Source organism: Gracilimonas tropica DSM 19535, from assembly GCF_000375425.1.
In the GTDB taxonomy this organism is placed as follows: domain Bacteria; phylum Bacteroidota; class Rhodothermia; order Balneolales; family Balneolaceae; genus Gracilimonas; species Gracilimonas tropica.
The window spans coordinates 107,072-122,909 of record NZ_AQXG01000005.1; the positions used below are offsets into that span (position 1 = coordinate 107,072).

At 40.2% G+C, this 15,838-nt stretch carries 16 protein-coding genes; 9 read left to right on the forward strand and 7 right to left on the reverse strand.

The window, feature by feature from the left end; genetic code table 11:
* Positions 1 to 28: 28 nt before the first annotated feature.
* The gene (locus B151_RS0110030) at positions 29 to 658 is read right to left on the reverse strand and encodes a 2OG-Fe(II) oxygenase (RefSeq protein ID WP_020403497.1); all 630 of its coding nucleotides are present in this window, start codon (positions 656 to 658) and stop codon (positions 29 to 31) included.
* 177 nt (positions 659 to 835) lie between these two features.
* Here B151_RS0110030 and B151_RS0110040 point away from each other — a divergent pair, with 177 nt between their 5' ends.
* Positions 836 to 2,530: a potassium channel family protein gene (locus tag B151_RS0110040; RefSeq protein WP_020403499.1), complete on the forward strand. Its 1,695-nt coding sequence runs from the start codon at positions 836 to 838 to the stop codon at positions 2,528 to 2,530.
* Here the strand turns inward: B151_RS0110040 and B151_RS0110045 are convergent.
* Positions 2,527 to 4,248, reverse strand: a complete 1,722-nt coding sequence (locus tag B151_RS0110045; RefSeq protein WP_020403500.1) for a carbon starvation CstA family protein — start codon at positions 4,246 to 4,248, stop codon at positions 2,527 to 2,529. The genes B151_RS0110040 and B151_RS0110045 overlap by 4 nt on opposite strands.
* Positions 4,249 to 4,359: 111 nt before the next feature.
* Here B151_RS0110045 and B151_RS0110050 point away from each other — a divergent pair, with 111 nt between their 5' ends.
* Entirely contained in the window at positions 4,360 to 4,602 is a 243-nt protein-coding gene (locus tag B151_RS0110050) for a DUF3820 family protein (RefSeq protein ID WP_020403501.1), read from the forward strand.
* 81 nt (positions 4,603 to 4,683) lie between these two features.
* On the opposite strand, the gene B151_RS19555 is transcribed toward B151_RS0110050, so the two are convergent.
* The 5 genes from B151_RS19555 to purM form a co-directional block, all read right to left on the reverse strand.
* Positions 4,684 to 5,286: a CPBP family intramembrane glutamic endopeptidase gene (locus B151_RS19555; RefSeq protein WP_020403502.1), complete on the reverse strand. Its 603-nt coding sequence runs from the start codon at positions 5,284 to 5,286 to the stop codon at positions 4,684 to 4,686.
* Positions 5,287 to 5,295: 9 nt separating this feature from the next.
* Positions 5,296 to 6,393, reverse strand: a complete 1,098-nt coding sequence (locus B151_RS0110060) for a DUF2914 domain-containing protein (protein WP_020403503.1) — start codon at positions 6,391 to 6,393, stop codon at positions 5,296 to 5,298.
* Positions 6,394 to 6,628: 235 nt separating this feature from the next.
* Positions 6,629 to 6,916, reverse strand: a complete 288-nt coding sequence (locus tag B151_RS0110065) for a type II toxin-antitoxin system RelE/ParE family toxin (protein WP_020403504.1) — start codon at positions 6,914 to 6,916, stop codon at positions 6,629 to 6,631.
* Positions 6,917 to 7,111 carry a hypothetical protein gene (locus B151_RS0110070; protein ID WP_020403505.1) on the reverse strand — a complete coding sequence of 65 codons (195 nt, stop codon included), beginning with the start codon at positions 7,109 to 7,111 and terminating at the stop codon, positions 6,917 to 6,919.
* Positions 7,112 to 7,353: 242 nt separating this feature from the next.
* Positions 7,354 to 8,343, reverse strand: a complete 990-nt coding sequence (gene purM / locus B151_RS0110075) for a phosphoribosylformylglycinamidine cyclo-ligase (RefSeq protein ID WP_020403506.1) — start codon at positions 8,341 to 8,343, stop codon at positions 7,354 to 7,356.
* A gap of 540 nt (positions 8,344 to 8,883) precedes the next feature.
* Here purM and dtd point away from each other — a divergent pair.
* From dtd to B151_RS0110110, 7 genes are all read left to right on the forward strand, one after another.
* Positions 8,884 to 9,324, forward strand: a complete 441-nt coding sequence (gene dtd / locus B151_RS0110080; protein ID WP_020403507.1) for a D-aminoacyl-tRNA deacylase — start codon at positions 8,884 to 8,886, stop codon at positions 9,322 to 9,324.
* Positions 9,325 to 9,603: 279 nt separating this feature from the next.
* Positions 9,604 to 10,491: an alkaline phosphatase family protein gene (locus B151_RS0110085; protein WP_020403508.1), complete on the forward strand. Its 888-nt coding sequence runs from the start codon at positions 9,604 to 9,606 to the stop codon at positions 10,489 to 10,491.
* Between the two features lie 55 nt (positions 10,492 to 10,546).
* A complete protein-coding gene (locus B151_RS0110090; RefSeq protein ID WP_169332207.1) occupies positions 10,547 to 11,038 on the forward strand; it encodes a nucleotidyl transferase AbiEii/AbiGii toxin family protein in 492 nt (163 codons plus the stop codon).
* Positions 11,035 to 11,289: a hypothetical protein gene (locus B151_RS0110095; protein WP_020403510.1), complete on the forward strand. Its 255-nt coding sequence runs from the start codon at positions 11,035 to 11,037 to the stop codon at positions 11,287 to 11,289. The genes B151_RS0110090 and B151_RS0110095 overlap by 4 nt, the downstream gene beginning before the upstream one ends.
* Complete coding sequence (locus B151_RS0110100; protein ID WP_020403511.1) at positions 11,279 to 12,160, forward strand: patatin-like phospholipase family protein; 882 nt, start codon at positions 11,279 to 11,281, stop codon at positions 12,158 to 12,160. The genes B151_RS0110095 and B151_RS0110100 overlap by 11 nt, the downstream gene beginning before the upstream one ends.
* A 213-nt stretch (positions 12,161 to 12,373) precedes the next feature.
* Positions 12,374 to 13,936: a glycerol-3-phosphate dehydrogenase/oxidase gene (locus B151_RS0110105; RefSeq protein ID WP_020403512.1), complete on the forward strand. Its 1,563-nt coding sequence runs from the start codon at positions 12,374 to 12,376 to the stop codon at positions 13,934 to 13,936.
* 120 nt (positions 13,937 to 14,056) lie between these two features.
* Entirely contained in the window at positions 14,057 to 15,835 is a 1,779-nt protein-coding gene (locus B151_RS0110110; RefSeq protein ID WP_020403513.1) for a sensor histidine kinase, read from the forward strand.
* The last annotated feature ends 3 nt before the right edge of the window (positions 15,836 to 15,838 follow it).

Consider the following 15,838-nt stretch of genomic DNA (forward strand, 5'->3'; position numbering starts at 1 on the left):
TTAAGAAATTGTTACGCCCTGTAGTAGTTTACCCTAACAAATACCCTATTCCCGCAGGTTGATGCAGCAGCCAACCGGTTAAACTATAGCGGGGAACATGAGTTGTTAATACTTCGTGCTCAATCACATCGCTTTTGAAGAGGAGCAATCGTTTGGCAATTGGTTCCACCATAATCTCCTTTCCATCTTTATAAATCACCAGCTCTCCGCCATTTCCTTTTTTCCAGCCTTTATTCAAATAGATAAGCACCGTGATCTGCCGGTTTGTTCGTTCATGAAACTGATCGAGATGGCGATGATAAAATGATCCGGCAGGATATTTGGCGATATGAAATTCAGAACCCGATAAACTGAGATAACAAAACCGTTTTAAATTTTGGCTAAGCTCGTCCATCATTCCAAAAAAAGGAGTCAATTCCTGGTCACGATCTTCATCAAGCCAATAAATGAAATCCCCGCGAATTTCAGCTCTTACCTGAAAATCTTCCTGAGCTCCAATACCGGCTTTTTTAAGTTTATCCTCCTCTTCCATGGTATGAAAGAAATCCATGATCTGTGAATACATCTTTTCACTTATAAAATCATCAACGACCACAAAATCGTCTTCAGCGAGTCGATCCATCCACTCAATCCATTGTTCATCGGGGTAATTTGGCATTTTAAATAAGGTAAGCTGTTGGTTTCTCTTGATTAGAATATAAATATACACTCTTTTAAAACTGAAAAGAATAGCAGCCCATAGAAATATTTTTGATGGTATTCTGGTTGTTATCAAAAAACAAGATCAACAGCCAATACCTCTTTCTTTTCAGCAGGTTAAGCTCCATATTCTCTTATGAAATTTTTTACGTCTCAGATAAGCTACTTTGTGTCGAACCGAAATACCCGAACCAACATAAAACGGCTCATACGGTTTATCTTTATCCTTATTGCCATGATCATCGTATATGGAGTGTTGTTTCATGAGATCATGGAAATGGAAGGACAAAAACATTCCTGGGTTACCGGTTTTTACTGGACGCTTACCACCATGACAACTCTTGGCTTTGGTGATATAACTTTTCAATCAGATATTGGACGTATTTTTTCTATCCTTGTGCTCGGTTCAGGAGTGATCTCTTTGCTGATCATGCTTCCCTTCACATTTATTGAATTTTTCTATGCCCCCTGGATGGAAGCACAAAAACGAGCTCGTGCTCCCCGCGAACTCCCTGCTAAAACCGAAGATCATATCATTATTACCAGCTTCGATGCCATCACCCGAACACTTATCGAAAAACTGCAGCAATATGGACATGAATACGTTCTTTTGGTCAATGACCTTCAGCAAGCCCTGGACCTTTACGACCAGGGATTTAGGGTAATGTTGGGTGAACCGGACGACCCGGAAACCTACCGAAAAATGAATGTCCAAAAAGCAGCCATGGTAGTGACCGGAGGAACAGATATGTTCAATACAAATGTCACGCATACCATCCGTGAGTTTACGGAGGACGTAAAAATTGTATCAACGGCTAACTCCTATGATTCTATAGATATTTTGAAATTGGCTGGTGCAGATCAAGTACTTCACATGGGAAATATTTTGGGCCGCGCTCTTTCCAGAAGAACATTAGGTCAGGATGCCAGGGTGCATACGGTAGGACGTTTTGGAGAATTGGTGATCGCTGAGGCAACCACCTTTGGGACCCCTTTAGTTGGTAAAACGCTACGAGAAAGCCGGTTGCGTGAAGATCTCGGAATTAATGTAGTGGGGATCTGGGAGCGTGGATCTTTTCAGGGTTCGCACCCCGATGTTGAGATCAAAAATCACAGTGTGCTTTTGCTTGCGGGTTCTGTATCACAATTGAGAAGATACGATGAGTTATTTGGGATTTATGGTATTAGTGATGAACCGATCGTGATCATAGGTGGGGGCCGTGTTGGCAGGGCAACTGCGTTTCATTTAAATCGAAGAAACATTAAATATAAGATCGTAGATAAAAATCCGGATCGCATTAAAGATTCCGAAAATTATATTTATGGAGATGCTGCCGATCTGGAAACCCTGAAAAAAGCCGGGATTGAGAAAGCGCCAAGTGTGATTATTACCACCCATGAAGACGATGTAAACATTTATCTAACAATTTACTGCCGTAGTCTTCGGCCAAACATTCATATTATCTCAAGATCTACGTTGGAGCGAAATGTAAGCACCCTTCACCGTGCAGGTGCTGATTTCGTAATGAGCTATGCCTCGATGGGTGCCAATGCCATCTTCAACATCTTTGAGGAGAATGATATTGTGATGATCGCAGAAGGACTGAATGTATTTAGTTTAAAGACCCCTGAAATGCTTATTGGAAAATCATTGATACAAGCCGATATTCGAAATAAAACCGGTTGTAATGTAATTGCATATCAGGTTAATGGAGATCAAATTATAAATCCTGATCCAAATGAAGCTATTCCTCAGGACAGTGAGATCATTCTGATCGGGCAATCTGAGGATGAACAACGGTTCATAGAGTTTTATAGAACAGAGGATTAAGAAGATTCTTTCTTTATAATGGTTATAGCCTCCAGAATGATCCAGATGGTAAACCCGAGTATGATGGCTCCAAAAATAAATAAAAGCATGTTGGATTCTGATTCACCGTAACCGGACCATTCAAAAACTACCTGATCTACCATTGCCCAAAGCGTCATCACCATCAAGAAGATCATAGGAATGAGAGTATATAAAATACTTCTTCCTTTTCTTTTCAACCATATGGTAACCAACAGTAAACTTATACCAGCAAGTAATTGATTGGATGTTCCGAATAATGGCCATAACAGGTATCCACCGGAACCTAATCCACGGGGTCCTTCCGGAAGTAATACAAGCGCCGCACTTGCTCCAACAGCCACTAATGTAGAGAAGTGAACTTTAGTGAGTGGTTTGATCCGGTATTCTTCCCCTAATTCATTAAGTATGTAGCGCATCAATCTAACGGAAGTATCGAGGGTAGTAGCTGCAAAACTGATAACGATCACTGCAATAATGGTTTTAGCAGCTTCCAAAGGAATATATAACGCGGTAGCCAGTTGAGCAGCCCCTTCTACAAAAATACTTAAACCGACCGATCCTGCTTCTGAGAATGAATGGTACACATCCTTGAATTCTCCGGTAGAATTAAAGTAAGTGACAACCGCAACAATAGTGATCAAAGCAAGAGACCCTTCACCAATTGCACCTAAATAACCCACAAAACGGGCATCTGTTTCTTTATCCAGTTGTTTGGCTGTTGTTCCCGAAGAAACCAATCCGTGAAAACCAGAAATAGCTCCACATGCAATGGTTATAAACAACAGCGGAAACCAACTCACATCCGTTGCTTCTGCATTAGTAACCGGAGCCGTAATCTCCGGATTGCTGATAAATAGCCCAAGATATAACAGTGCCAATCCCAATATAAGCTGGTAGGCATTAATAAGATCTCTGGGCTGAAGTAATTTCCAAACAGGAAGCGTGGAAGCAAAATACACGTAGATCATCAATACTAAGATCCACACAAAAAATGCCATTTCTATACCGGATAGCCCTAAAATTACCATGTTTTCACTACCACCAAAATATTGAACCAGGTCAATTTGTAAGATGGGAACATAGCTGGCTAAAATGGCGGTGAAATACATAACAAAAAGGACAAATACTGAAGGAATCACCATATTACCTGATTTTCGATAGGAGCGTACTCCAATCCAAATAGCCAAAGGTATCTGTATAAAAATAGAAAGAACTGTTGCAGGAAAATTAATGAACAGGTTTGAGATCACCCATGCAAAAACCGCATTCACCATCAACACAAGAATCAAAATGATAAATAGAAAAAGAAGTTTTGCCCGGTGGCCTATTAACTTATCAGCGAGTGTGCCTACCGACTGTCCCCTATGACGAACCGATAATACCATGGTTCCAAAATCATGGACTCCGGCCGCAAGTATGGTACCCAAAACTACCCAAAGCATGGCAGGCAGCCATCCCCAATATACAGCTATAGCAGGTCCAACAATTGGGGCTGCACCCGCAATGGAGGTAAAATGATGTCCCAAAAGCACAAATTTGTTGGCCGGTACATAATCAACACCATCTTCAAACTCGTGTGCGGGCGTCATAAAATCCGGATTGAGCTGGTAGATCTTTTCAGCTAAAAATTTTGAATAGTATCGATATCCAATAAAAAATAAGAACAGCGAAAGCGCAGCGACCCAACTTGCTTGCATAAATAATGATTCTGTTTAAATATTAATGCACTCCATTACCATTACTTTAATTACTATTTTTCATTTTGTGATGCAAATACTGAACATTATGCTCATAGCTCAGAAAATGTAATGTACGATTCTACTTTCCTCATAAAACTGGTGCAAGCTAAAATGCCTTTTGGACAGTACAAGGATCGGTATATCACCAGTTTGCCAGTGCATTACCTGGAATGGTTTTCGAGACAGGGATTTCCAAAAGGACAACTGGGTCAATATTTAGCCACGATGTTCGAAATAAAAACCAACGGGTTGGATGACATTCTCAAGCCTATTATTCGGGAGCATAGAAATTTTGGAATGGAACGCAGATAAGACGGATTCAATAACTCATTCCCTAACTCCTGCTTGGGAATGCCGTCTTGGAAACTCCGTCTTCCAGATATCAAATATCCCCTAATCATTCCGCTGAATTGCCACCAACATCACCAAATCATAAACGGCATGAGCGGCCATTGCGGCAAATAAACCGATGTGCTCAAAAAGAAGCCCAAGTGTAAAACTGAGCCCAAACATCATCGCACCAAATGCAATGTGAATCGGGGACTTAAATTTAAAATAACCGTGAATTCCTATAAAAATGATGGATGTAAGTGTATTGCCAAGAACAGGTTGAATTGCACCGCGAAATAATAACTCTTCCCCTGCCCCGGCAAATAGCGATACCTGAGTGTTATCAAAGAAAGAAAAGTTGGCGTTCGACAAAGCATTGAAGACTGAAAAATCAGAAAGGACATCTTTCACTGAAGTCCGGGTAATCACAAAATAAATAATAGCTGCTAAAATCAGACCAACACCGGTACCAAGACCCATCTGTTGTCCTATTGAAAAATTACTTCCAAAAACTTCAAATATACCTCCCTCGTGCCAATAGCGTATGATCAGGAAGGAGAAAAACACATATATATTAGCCGAAACCAACGATAAGATCAGCAACTTCAACGAGGAAAGTTCTAAAAAAGACCGGTCTTCGGGTGATTCTTTTTGAGGATCATCCATAAAATATTCTTAAAAAACTTTGGTTGCCAATGATCCGGTATAAGTTGTTGAATCCTGAATGATCTCAAAGTTTATGATTCCTAATACCAGTTCATCGTTGGTTACTACATCAACCTTCCACTTCCCTTCCATCATATTCGATTTGTAAGTATATCCGCGAAATCCACCTTCACGCCCCCCCGTTATTTCGAATCCGATCTCATCGATAACTTCCCATTTATTAGTATAAGGACTAAACCATTTCCAGCGATGCATTACCGATTCCTTGAGATCGGAAGGGGCAAAAATAGACGTAAACACAAATAAACTATCACCGGGTTTATGATGATATTGATACTGATTATCGCGCCAGATTTTATACCAGGGATTCTGTTCGTAGGTCACAAAATATTCATCAGTTTCAATATTTCGTTCTACATTATGAGCCACCAATCCTGACTCCATCGCCAAAGGCACCGGTGGTATCAAGTTGAAAAAATAAAAGGTGTTGATGAGAAGATAGATCCCAAGGATCAATCCTGACATCCGTCCCATGCTAATCTCCTTTTGGGTAGAAGGACTGGTATTATATATATAAATGATGAGCGCCAAGGTAATACTCAGGCTGATGGTTCCCGAAAGCATAAACAAAAACGTATTCATACTCTTCACCAGCACCGGAATGAAAAACGTGAAGAAGGTGAAATTCACAAAAAAGTAGGCACTAAACTGAAGATATTTATTGGATATTCGTTTTTTCAGAAGTTCATTGGCAAACAGCAAAACCACTAAAATGATGAAAAAACTGATGGTCTTTGAAAAGGAAACGCTGCGGGAAAAATAGATCACATAGGCACTGCATAATCCTCCCAGGAAAAACTGAATAGCCAGTGGGAGATAATCCTCATATTTCTCAAAAAAAGTGCCTTTCCATTTATCATCGCCGGAAAGATTAAACAAGTAGAGACAAATGGTAAGTGAAGTGAGATAGGTAGATAAAATGATTTGATCATACAGCCGATCGATACGGCCGAGTGTGAGTGAATCCCACAAAAATCCGACCATAAAAAAGACCACCGGCAAATACCGCTGGTTAGCCCGCACAAAAGCCCTGAACCGATTGATCATGTTCTACCTGAAATTTTTGGAATAAAATTCAGCCCGAAGATAGGGTTGGTTGGGCTTTTTTAGAAATGGGATTGGAACGCGGATGATAAGAATTTGTTGAATGCTCGCTGAGTTCTTATGCTGACTGGTTCCACACGCTCTGCGTTGGAACCAATGGATATTTTAATAACTGATGAGCCAACAACTACACTCCAACGCAGAGCGTATGGAGCGAGATAAGTTGATACTTTAGAATTTACAACTTCTTAGGTGGCATTCTTGCCTCATGAACAACTGTTAAAACAAATAGAACTTCTTCTCTCACTTCATACATTATTCGGTAAGGATGTACAAAGACCTCTCTTATGGAATCCTTTTTATATTCGGGTACTATTCTTCCCTGTAAAGGTTGGGTAACTACTTTTTCAGCTCGGTTTATTATCTCTAAAATGGTTGAATTGGCATAAAAAGGAGAATCTTGAGCTATGTAATCATAGATTTGATCTAATTGCTTTTCTGATTTTTTAGACCAGATAATTTTCATTTACACCGAAAGTTTATCAGCAAACTTTTTCTTTAGCTCTTCATGAGAAATTACTCTGCCTTCTTCTATATCTTCTAATCCCTGTTCTATCGACTGTCGGACGTAAATTTTATACATCACATCATTCCAAGTAGCATCTTCAGGGAGTTCATTCAACAATTCGTTAATCTCTTTTTTAAGTACGGCCTTTTCCATGATTTTCCTATTTAGTCTCATCTATTATCGCAAGGAAGGGAATAAAATGCAATTTTAAGACGATTGCCAAATGTTCTCTTTTGAACCTTTATTGGAAGGATTTTTGGGTTTTACTGATTAAAGCAGAAATACTGTGAATCCTTAAATCCAAAAAATCATGGTTTCTAATTGATGAGCCTACAGTACACTCCAACGCAGAGCGTATGGAGCGAGTGCAAATCCAAAATTCATTATTTAGAATTTTAAATTATCGCCCCAACTTCAAAAACCTCTTCTCCCAATTCCTTAGCTTTAGCTTTCACCGTATCCACTTCACTCTCAGAAACAACCGCAATCAATCCAATTCCAAGATTAAAAGTGGCTTGCATATCTTCTTCGGGGACGTTGCCGATTTCCTGAATCAAATTATAAACCGGAGGTCGTTCCCAGCCTTTCCAGTTGATATCCAGCTTCAATCCTTCCGGTAAAATGCGTTTGGTGTTTCCTACAATTCCGCCGCCCGTGATGTGGGAAAACCCATTTACGCCATCCAACTCTTTCAATGCTGTGATCAGCGACAAATACGATCTATGCACTTTTAACAATTCATCTCCAACCGTGCTACCCAAATCTTCCACATAATTCTCAACTTTGTATTTGCTGAACAACACTTTTCGGGCCAGGGAATATCCGTTGGTATGTAATCCGGAGCTTTTAAAGCCGAGCAACACATCTCCTCTTTCGATATCAGATCCGTTGATGACTTTTTCTTCATCCACAATGCCCACGATGGTTCCGGCCAGATCGAATTCTCCCGCATCATAAATATCCGGCATCTCGGCAGTTTCGCCTCCGATCAGTGCTACGCCATTATCTTTACAGGCTTTAGCAAATCCTTTGACTACGTCCACGCCTACATGCTGCTCCAATTTCCCCGTAGAAAAATAATCGAGAAAGAACAGCGGCTTTGCTCCACAAACGGCAATATCATTTACGCAGTGATTCACGAGATCCTGTCCCACCGTGTTGTATCGACCGGCTTTAAAAGCAACGATCAGCTTGGTTCCCACTCCATCTACAGAACTCACAAAAACCGGCTTTTGGTAGGAGCCGAGATCCGGACGAAAGAATCCTCCAAAACCTCCAATATTGGAGAGCACCTCCGGTCCATGGGTATCTTTAACCACACCCTTGATAGATTCTACCATTTCCTCTCCGGCTTTGATATCCACTCCGGAATCTTTGTAAGTCATTGGTTTTTTATTGCTCATGGTATTGCCACTAAATCTCTAAAACACTAAAAGTTTAATCTGGAAAAGTGATAAGGAATCATTTTTGAGAGATAACATTTATCACTTCATCACTCTTCACTAACAACACACAAATATAGAAGGATTATCAGAGTGTTTTGGAAACTTTTTCTCACACTTTTCCACACCTAAGAGATAACAAGAATGGGATTTATAAGTTTTAGTAATAGTAGTAGAGTATGTGGATAAGTGGATAACTTTTTTATCCCGATTTATACAGCGAGTGCGAAAAACATGTGGATAGTTTTGTGTATAACTTACTCTTAAAAATCAGTAGCTTAAATAGAATCGAAATTAGTATTCCACAAGTTTATATATTTTGAACATAAAAGTGGCCGGAACATCATTCACACCAAAAGTTATTCTTTCGAATTGTTGATAGAGTAATTTTATTGTTGAAACCTGTTGACAATTTTAGGCAGTTTGAGTTATCCAACTTTTATCAAAGAGTAATCCACATAGTAATCCACATATCCACAGTTTATGAAAGCAGTCATTCAGCGCGTGAAATCGTCATCTGTTATGGTAGAAAATGAAATTACCGGAGCCATTGAGCAAGGCCTTTTAGTTTTGATCGGCATTCATCAGGACGATACCAAAAAGCAAATGGAATGGATCTGCAGGAAGATCGCCAAACTCCGCATTTTTGAAGATGAAGAAGGTAAAATGAACAATTCTGTGCAGGATGTGGGTGGAGGAATTTTACTCGTTTCTCAATTCACCTTATACGCCAATTCCGATAAAGGAACGCGACCCAGTTTCATCGAAGCAGCCCGACCCGAAAAAGCAGAACCCATGTATGAAGAGATGATACAATGGTTCAAAACGCATACTGACCTCAACATCCAAACCGGAAAATTCGGAGCCATGATGAACGTAAAACTCGAAAACGATGGCCCGGTCACTATTATATTAGAGAAATAGGAAAATACAATATCAGTCCTATGAACTTTTTAGATAATTCGATGTTCACAAAGAGATGGAATAGGATTTTTTAACCTAATATTACTACAAATCCAAATGGTGTCATCCCGAGCAGGCAAAATGTTGAAAAAAAAGACTTCCTTACGCGAGGGATCTCAACATTTAATACCAATTGCCAGTGTAGACTTTGAGATCCATCGCGTTCACCGTATGATACTTTATAAAACCCTGCAGGCGCTCTGGATGACAACATTTAAAAGATTGTTTTAGTTAAAAAAAATGGCAGTAATTTTCATTTTTATTGATGGTGTGGGGCTTGGAGAAGATTCCTCCGGAAATCCATTCACTGAAAACCGGTATGAATCTTTTGAAATCCTGACGGATGGATTTTTTAATAACCAAGCTGCTCCAGTGCTTCAAAAGAATCAACTCTTCAAACCTATTGACGCGAATTTAGGCGTGGAAGGATTACCCCAAAGCGGAACCGGTCAGACCGCCCTTTTTACCGGAAGAAATGCATCGAAGGAAATTGGAAAGCATTTTGGGCCGTTTCCGCATTCCGGGATCAAACCCTTTCTGAAAAAAGAGAGTGTATTTCATGCGGTGAAGGAAGCTGGAAAGAAACCGTATTTTATGAATGCATATCCGCCCATCTTTTTTGAACACGCCAAGAAAAGAAACCGCTGGAGCTGCACTACTTTAATGACCAAAAGTGCCGGTGTGAAGTTGAATTCAACGGAAGATGTTTTGAATGAAACTGCACTTACGGCTGAGATCGTGCAAAATGCCTGGCGCGAAAAACTAGGGATTGATATTCCGAAAATCACTCCTACTAATGCCGCACAGCGATTATTGAATGTAGTTCCGGATTATGATTTGGTACTCTATGAATATTACCTCACCGACAAAGCGGGTCACAAACAAAAGCACGAAGATGCCAAGCGCGTACTCAAACCGCTGGATGAATTTCTGTTGCACATCATCAAAAATAAGCGAAGTGAAGATGTGCTGGTAATCACCAGCGATCATGGAAACCTGGAAGATCTGTCCACCAAAACGCATACGCGAAATAAAGTCCCACTGTTTGTATTAGGAGAATCGGTTCAGCCCTTTGAACAAGTAGAAAGCCTGACCGATGTGAAAGACGGGATAATTTCGTTTATTTAGGGAGATGGATAACAATTCAATGATATCAAAACTACTCAAGAAAGTTTGTACGGGCTTGGAAAAGCAAGATATTGCTTACATGCTTTCTGGTAGTGTGGCAATGAATGTTTATACGGTTCCAAGAATGACAAGAGATATTGACATTGTGATTAATGTTAAAGTATCTGATAGCGATAAAATTGCTGAACTTTTTAAGGAAGGCTATTACATATATAAAGAGGGACTGAAAGAAGAAATAAAAAATAGACGGATGTTCAATGTTATAGATGAACAGACAAGCTTTAAAATTGATTTTATAATCAGAAAAAATACTCCGTTTCATATAAATGAATTTGAAAGAAGAGTGAGTAAAAAAATTTTTGGAGTAGATGTCTGGGTTGTTACAATAGAAGATTTGATTATTTCAAAACTAAAATGGATTCAAGATTTAAAAAGCGACCAGCAAATTTCTGATGTTGAAAATTTATTATCTGTTTCCGATGTAGATATCACATACATAAAGAAATGGTGTAAAGAATTGAACCTGAATACATATTCTTTGATATGAAAGACACACCAAAACATATAGTAGAAATGCAAAGAAATATGATCCATTCAAAATCGGAAGAGGAACGTTTTCTAATGGGGGCAGATATGATCGACTCGGTGTATGAGATGGTGAAAAATCAAATTATTGAGGAAAGTCCGGAACTAAGTGAACAAGAAATACGAGCAAAACTATTTTTAAGATTCTATCAAAACGATTTTTCGGAACAGGAGAAAGAGAAGATTGTAGAGCATATCAAAAATGCCCAATAAAAAAGTCCATTTAGTATTAGGTAGCGGTGGTGCGCGGGGAATTGCTCACATTGCCGTGATCGAGGAGTTGGAAAAAGCGGGATATGAAATTATTGAAGTCATTGGCTGTTCGATGGGCGCTGTTGTGGGCGGAATTTATGCAGCGGGACACTTGGAAGCGTACAAAAAATGGATATTCAGTCTCACCAAAAAAGGCGTATTTGATCTGCTCGATTTCACCTTCGCCAAACAGGGATTTGTGAAAGGCGAGAAACTTTTTGCCAAGCACCTGGAAGTAACCGGGGAGGAAAAGATCGAGGAATTTCCCATTCCTTTCACGGCTGTGGCCACCGATATGCGAAATCACAAGGAAGTACATTTCAAATCCGGTGATTTGTATAAAGCGTTGAGAGCTTCGGTTTCCATTCCCGGATTTTTTGTGCCGGTGGTGGAAGACGGTCAGGTACTGGTAGATGGTGGGGTGCTTAATCCGCTTCCCATCAATCTAGTGGATAAAAAAGAGGGAGCTGAGATCGTAGCGGTAAATTTAAATGGAACTGCTGATCCTAAGTACGACAAACCACCTGAGCCGGACCGGCTGGAGGAAATGCAAAAATGGTTTGATAAGATGCTGCCTGAAGCCATCAAAAATAATAGAAAGAATAAAACCAAGTCCGAACTTCCTGCCGAAGAAAACTCCTTTTCTCTTATTGAATTAATGGACAGTACGTTCAGTTTTACACAGGACCGGCTCACGGAACTAATGATCGAAATGTATAAGCCGGATCATTTGATCAATATTCCGAGAAATGCCTGTGGCGTTTTTGATTTTGATCAGGGAGAACGAATTTATAAGATTGGTCAAGATGCTTTCCAAAAAAAGATGAAATAGTTTCTCTCACATTAAAGTAGATATGATTTAAATAATACTTTGGTTTTGTCTGCTTTTTGGGATGACTTATTTCGGGAAATCAGCCCGGACTACGAGTATTTTCAAAGAAAGATTGATGAATCTATGTCAACTTCGTTACCGGGGAATTTAATGTGCGCTTCTTTCTTTATAATATTCTACTGATGAGCTTTAATACCTAAAGGGAGCAAAAGTATGAACAGGACAGATTTTTTAGATCACATAAAAAACTTCAATGATTACTGGGATGTGGTTGTGATTGGAGGCGGGGCAACAGGCTTGGGAGTTGGAGTGGATGCAGCCGCGCGGGGATACAAAACGCTGCTTCTGGAAATGCACGATTTTGCCAAAGGAACCTCCAGCCGAAGTACGAAATTAGTACATGGTGGAGTTCGGTATTTGCAACAAGGAGATGTTTCCCTGGTGATTGAAGCCCTGCACGAACGCGGATTGTTGATTCAAAATGCGCCTCATCTGGTAAGTCATCAGTCCTTTATTGTACCCAGTTATGAGTGGTGGAACGGTCCCTTTTATGGGGTAGGAATGAAAGTGTATGATGCTTTGGCCGGGAAGCTGGGCATCAAAAAATCTAAAAATCTATCCAAAGAAAAAACGCTGGAGAAGATCCCGACTTTGGAGCCGGAAGGATTGCGTGGAGGAGTGATCTATTATGATGGTCAATTTGATGATTCCCGACTTTCAATCAATCTGGCACAGACGATGTATGACGAGGGCGGCTACCCTATGAATTACATGAAGGTAACCGGGCTGGAGAAAAACGGGAAAGGATTTGTTGAGGGCGTGAAAGTGCGCGATATGCTGAATGGCGAAGATCTTGAAGTGAACGCCCGGGTGGTTATAAATGCAACAGGAATTTTTTCAGATGATATTTTGGAAATGGATGAAAAAGGGCATGAAAAGATCATTCAATATGCGCAGGGCATTCATCTTGTTTTAGATAAAGAATTTCTTCCCGGAGATTCTGCTATCATGGTTCCACATACGGATGATGGCCGCGTTCTTTTTGCGGTTCCGTGGCACGATAAAGTGATTGTGGGAACGACAGACACGCCGGTTGATAAAGCTACTTTGGAACCGATCGCACTTGAAGAAGAAATTGAATTTGTACTACGACATGCGGCTCAATACCTCACCAAAGATCCGGAGCGGGAAGATATAAAAAGTGTGTTTGCCGGAATTCGTCCACTGGTGAAACCGCCTGACGCCAAAGATACTTCAGAGATCTCCAGAAGTCATCACATTCAGGTTTCCGAATCAGGATTGGTAACCATTGCCGGCGGAAAATGGACGACGTATCGAAAAATGGCGGAGGATACGGTTGATCAGGCTGCCATGGTGGCCGGACTGGATGTCAAGGAAACACCGACCAAAGATCTGCGCATTCACGGCTGGCTCAAAAATGTGGATCGGGATGATCACCTGTATGTGTACGGATCTGATAAAGTAGCGCTCAAACAACTCATCGAAGAAAACCCGGAATTAGGTGAAAAACTCCATCCGGATCTTCCCTATTTGAAAGCTGAAGTAGTGTGGGCGGTTCGGAATGAAATGGCGCAAACCATCGAAGATGTGTTAGCCAGAAGAACCCGGGCTCTTTTCTTAGATGCCAAAGCAAGCATAGAAATGGCCCCCGAAGTAGGAAAGTTACTCGCCCAAGAATTCGGAAAAGATGAAGCCTGGGTTGATCAGGAAGTGAAAGAATACAAGCAAGTAGCCAAAAATTACACTTTGCCTTAAAAAAGAATAAATAGCCGATAACGCTTTTTAGAATACGTTTTAAGTATCTGATTATTAGCCTTTAACATTAAAGTACTTTTTGGTTACCTTCGGGAAGGGATAAATATTACTGGCTACCGGATGGACATAAAACAAATTACATCGCAAGAAGAGTTACGGTCTCTTCTTCAAAGGCAATCGGACCTTTTTCATCATATATCAGCACTAAATGAGCAAGAACTTTCGGTGCGCGCTCTATTGGATAAAGCGGTTGAGCTGATCAATAAGGGGTGGATCTATCCCAATAAAATGTCGATTGAATTTAGGTTGAACGGGGAAAGTTTTACCAACCGGGAATTCACTAAAAGTGATTGGTATATAAAAGCATCTTCACCCATCAAAGAAGAGGATGAATTAGAACTGTTTATTTACTGTAAAAAGGACCGGGTTTTTTTAGAAGAAGAAAAGAAACTGGCTCAGGTAGTTGTTCAAAACGTAGCGTCAAAAACAGACCGGATTTTATCCCGCATTGAAGTTGAGGAAGAACAGGAAATGCTGGATAAAGCGTATAAGCTGGCTCATATTGGAACCTGGGAATATGATATGATCAATGACGAGTTGTATTGGTCGGATGTAACCAAAGAGGTTCATGGTTTTGGGCCTGATTACGATCCGGATGTGGAAAGTACCATTCAACTGTTTAAAGAAGGATATAACAGAGACACTTTTGCCAAAGCAGCCAATGATGCCATTGAAAAGGAAATTCCATTTGATGTAGAACTTAAGATCGTGAGTGGTCAGGGGGACGAACGTTGGATCAGGGCTACAGGAGAACCTGAATATGACGATGAAGGAGTTTGTTTGAGATTTTATGGAATCAGTCAAAATGTGACGGATCGCCGGCAAGCAGAAGAAGATCTTGAACATAATGAACGCCGGTTCAAAGCCTTGGTAAAATACGGGATGGATATGATCGCCATTCTGGACGGTGATGCCAATTACAAATATGTTAGTCCGGCTTCGAAACACATTTTAGGAATTCGTCCGGATGAGTTAATAGGCAAGAATGCCTTTGATTATATCCACGAAGAAGATGCAAAGCGGTTGCTAAACCAATTTGAAGGGTTAAGTCATAGAGAAACCACACAGTTAAAACCATATAGGTTTTTAAATTCAGAAGGCGAGTGGCGCTGGCTGGAATCAACCGTTACTAATCTAAGTGAAGATCCGGCTGTAAAAGGTTATGTTGCGAACTCCAGGGACGTGACAGAGCGGCAAATTAAGCAAGAAGAAATACTGAACTCCTTAAAACAGAAGGAGACCTTACTGGCAGAGGTTCATCACCGCATAAAAAACAATCTTTCGGTACTTACAGGATTACTGCAAATGCAGGCTGCAAATGAAGAAAATGAAGAAGTTCTAAAAAGATTGTTCGATAGCGTTGCCCGAATTAATACGATGGCAAGTATTCATGAACAACTCTATAAAACCAATGATTACAATGAAATAGAATTCAGTGACCGAATTCAGCTTTTAGCTAAGAATATCCACAAATCGTTTAAGAGTAAAAAAGATATAGATCTGAATTTTCAGTGTGAGCCGCTGAAAATGAGCATTTCCAAAACACTACCTACTTCTTTGATCGTGAATGAGGTTTTGACAAATATTTTTAAACATGCCTTTGAAGGCCGGACAAGCGGCAATATCAAGATCTCTTTGGTGCAAACCGACATAGAAGACTATATGCGGCTTACCATCACAGATGATGGAGTTGGGCTCCCCGATAATTTTTCAGCTAAAGAAAGTTCTTCCTTAGGATTAAAGCTCATACATATGCTTTCTGAGCAGATCAAAGCTCAGTATTTTTTTGAATCAGGTAAGAACGGAACTTCCTTTAACTTACTTCTTAAGAAAGACTAAAAG

What these genes read in the sequence shown, in the direction of transcription:
- B151_RS0110030 (WP_020403497.1), bottom strand. Translation starts at nt 658, where the DNA reads ATGCCAAATTACCCCGATGAACAATGGATTGAGTGGATGGATCGACTC.
- B151_RS0110040 (WP_020403499.1), top strand. Translation starts at nt 836, where the DNA reads ATGAAATTTTTTACGTCTCAGATAAGCTACTTTGTGTCGAACCGAAAT.
- B151_RS0110045 (WP_020403500.1), bottom strand. Translation starts at nt 4,248, where the DNA reads ATGCAAGCAAGTTGGGTCGCTGCGCTTTCGCTGTTCTTATTTTTTATT.
- B151_RS0110050 (WP_020403501.1), top strand. Translation starts at nt 4,360, where the DNA reads ATGTACGATTCTACTTTCCTCATAAAACTGGTGCAAGCTAAAATGCCT.
- B151_RS19555 (WP_020403502.1), bottom strand. Translation starts at nt 5,286, where the DNA reads ATGGATGATCCTCAAAAAGAATCACCCGAAGACCGGTCTTTTTTAGAA.
- B151_RS0110060 (WP_020403503.1), bottom strand. Translation starts at nt 6,393, where the DNA reads ATGATCAATCGGTTCAGGGCTTTTGTGCGGGCTAACCAGCGGTATTTG.
- B151_RS0110065 (WP_020403504.1), bottom strand. Translation starts at nt 6,916, where the DNA reads ATGAAAATTATCTGGTCTAAAAAATCAGAAAAGCAATTAGATCAAATC.
- B151_RS0110070 (WP_020403505.1), bottom strand. Translation starts at nt 7,111, where the DNA reads ATGGAAAAGGCCGTACTTAAAAAAGAGATTAACGAATTGTTGAATGAA.
- purM (WP_020403506.1), bottom strand. Translation starts at nt 8,343, where the DNA reads ATGACTTACAAAGATTCCGGAGTGGATATCAAAGCCGGAGAGGAAATG.
- dtd (WP_020403507.1), top strand. Translation starts at nt 8,884, where the DNA reads ATGAAAGCAGTCATTCAGCGCGTGAAATCGTCATCTGTTATGGTAGAA.
- B151_RS0110085 (WP_020403508.1), top strand. Translation starts at nt 9,604, where the DNA reads ATGGCAGTAATTTTCATTTTTATTGATGGTGTGGGGCTTGGAGAAGAT.
- B151_RS0110095 (WP_020403510.1), top strand. Translation starts at nt 11,035, where the DNA reads ATGAAAGACACACCAAAACATATAGTAGAAATGCAAAGAAATATGATC.
- B151_RS0110100 (WP_020403511.1), top strand. Translation starts at nt 11,279, where the DNA reads ATGCCCAATAAAAAAGTCCATTTAGTATTAGGTAGCGGTGGTGCGCGG.
- B151_RS0110105 (WP_020403512.1), top strand. Translation starts at nt 12,374, where the DNA reads ATGAACAGGACAGATTTTTTAGATCACATAAAAAACTTCAATGATTAC.
- B151_RS0110110 (WP_020403513.1), top strand. Translation starts at nt 14,057, where the DNA reads ATGGACATAAAACAAATTACATCGCAAGAAGAGTTACGGTCTCTTCTT.